Source organism: Endozoicomonas sp. ONNA1 (assembly GCF_024606325.1).
In the GTDB taxonomy this organism is placed as follows: domain Bacteria; phylum Pseudomonadota; class Gammaproteobacteria; order Pseudomonadales; family Endozoicomonadaceae; genus Endozoicomonas_A.
Genome location: NZ_JAHHPN010000320.1, coordinates 1 through 1,494, shown reverse-complemented (window position 1 = coordinate 1,494; position 1,494 = coordinate 1). Strand labels below are relative to the sequence as shown.

The following is a 1,494-nucleotide window of genomic DNA, read 5'->3' as shown; positions in this document are numbered from 1 at the left end:
GAGGATAAAGCCAACTTTCTGAATAGATAAAGCCTCTGGTGCTACCACCCCCGAGGCTTTGAGGCAAATAACCCAAGAACAATTAAAGGTCTATTGCATGAAAAATAATAGCACAGGAATGACTGGAGAATCAGCAGTCGGGGCCATCGTCGTGCGTCTCGGTCTTAACGGGGGTGGGAGGAGTTATGGACAGCCATCTTAAAGAAGACCAGCTCCTTGAACACCGCGAAGCACAGGCCACTGATCTGGCCGAGGCCATGAAATCGCTGGAAAACTGGAGCCTTGTCGATCTCCCCAGGCATCTGACCATCCATGACTGCAAAGTCATCCTGCAACAAAGCCGTCGTCTGATTGAACGTCTTGAGAACGAACTCAGGGAGAAGCAGCATGGCCATCGGTAAAGCATCCAGACGTGGAATAGTGGCAGGCTGCCGTTTCGATGGCAGAGATATGTACCTGCTTATCAGCCCAGCCCCTGGTCAGCCCTGTTTATGGCACAGAGCCAACGACGTACAGCCTCTATTGGATATCAGGCGGCGGCAGGAAATCAGGCAACACTACCCTCTGCTTGCAGAGCAATTCCTTGAAGAAGAGAGATAGCAAATGCAACAAACCCCGCCATAGCAGCGGGGTTTTCTTTCTGGGAGCGCTTTAGTGATCACTCCCTAAAATGCAAAGCCAACTCCTTCTCAGCCTTCCCACCCTCGACAGTCCGAGCCAGATCCACCGCGCCCTGCAACTCCCCCCAGATCGCAGACACATACCTCGCCTGATGAACAGCATCGCTCAACGCATCATGCTTAACCCCATCGAAAAAAAAGTCCCGCTTGGGATCAATGCCCAGGATCGTCCGGCCCAGCTCAACGATGGTTCTCACGTCCCGATGATTCCAAAAGGCCCAGGGCGCTTTCAGACCACAGACATCAAAGGCATTTTCCAGAATCACATTATCGAACGAGGCACCATTGCCCCAGAGCTGGACAGAGCGCCTGAGTCTCTCCGGGATGAAGTCAAGAAATTCCTGTAACACTTCTGGTAATGGATAGCCGGAACGCTGGAAGATAGCCCGTGCATCATCGTCCTGCTTCAACCACCACTCAACGGTGGAAACGTCCATCTTTAAGCCTTCATCCACTGAAGACTGCAAAGTGACATTTCGAGAGAAGGTCTCCCCGATCTGACCTGTTACCGGGTCAAAGAAACAAGCCCCGATGCCAATAATGGCAGCCTGACTGCCGTTGCCCATGGTTTCCAGATCGACCATTAGATGTTTCATTCTTATTCTCCATTCACAATAAAGGACTTACCACTCGCCGCAATCAGTCCCATCTGTTCCATTTGTTTGATGATGTGTTTCGCCTTCGGGTACCCAACCTTCAGGCTGTCTTTAACAAACCGCACGGAGATCATTTCTCCGGGAGTCTGTTCTCTTATCAGCTGCCTGGCTTCCTCCAGTTTGCTGAGTTCTGTTTCTTCTGGCTCTTGCTCTTGCGT

General features: G+C 51.5%; 4 protein-coding genes. 2 read left to right on the top strand and 2 right to left on the bottom strand.

What is annotated here, in order from left to right:
• Positions 1-185 precede the first annotated feature (185 nt).
• A complete protein-coding gene (locus tag KDK19_RS07450; RefSeq protein ID WP_257253887.1) occupies positions 186-401 on the top strand; it encodes a hypothetical protein in 216 nt (71 codons plus the stop codon).
• Positions 388-600, top strand: coding sequence for a hypothetical protein (locus KDK19_RS07445; RefSeq protein WP_257253888.1), 213 nt, complete (start codon positions 388-390; stop codon positions 598-600). The genes KDK19_RS07450 and KDK19_RS07445 overlap by 14 nt, the downstream gene beginning before the upstream one ends.
• Before the next feature lie 58 nt (positions 601-658).
• Here KDK19_RS07445 and KDK19_RS07440 read toward each other — a convergent pair whose 3' ends face one another.
• Together KDK19_RS07440 and KDK19_RS07435 are read right to left on the bottom strand one after the other, a co-directional pair.
• Positions 659-1,276, bottom strand: coding sequence for a 3'-5' exonuclease (locus KDK19_RS07440; RefSeq protein ID WP_257253891.1), 618 nt, complete (start codon positions 1,274-1,276; stop codon positions 659-661).
• Between the two features lie 2 nt (positions 1,277-1,278).
• A partial coding sequence (locus tag KDK19_RS07435; protein WP_257291659.1) for a DNA translocase FtsK occupies positions 1,279-1,494 on the bottom strand: 216 nt, incomplete at its 5' end.

Bases quoted from the DNA above. Each gene is read 5' to 3' on its own strand.
- KDK19_RS07450 (WP_257253887.1), top strand. From the start codon at position 186: ATGGACAGCCATCTTAAAGAAGACCAGCTCCTTGAACACCGCGAAGCA.
- KDK19_RS07440 (WP_257253891.1), bottom strand. From the start codon at position 1,276: ATGAAACATCTAATGGTCGATCTGGAAACCATGGGCAACGGCAGTCAG.
- KDK19_RS07445 (WP_257253888.1), top strand. From the start codon at position 388: ATGGCCATCGGTAAAGCATCCAGACGTGGAATAGTGGCAGGCTGCCGT.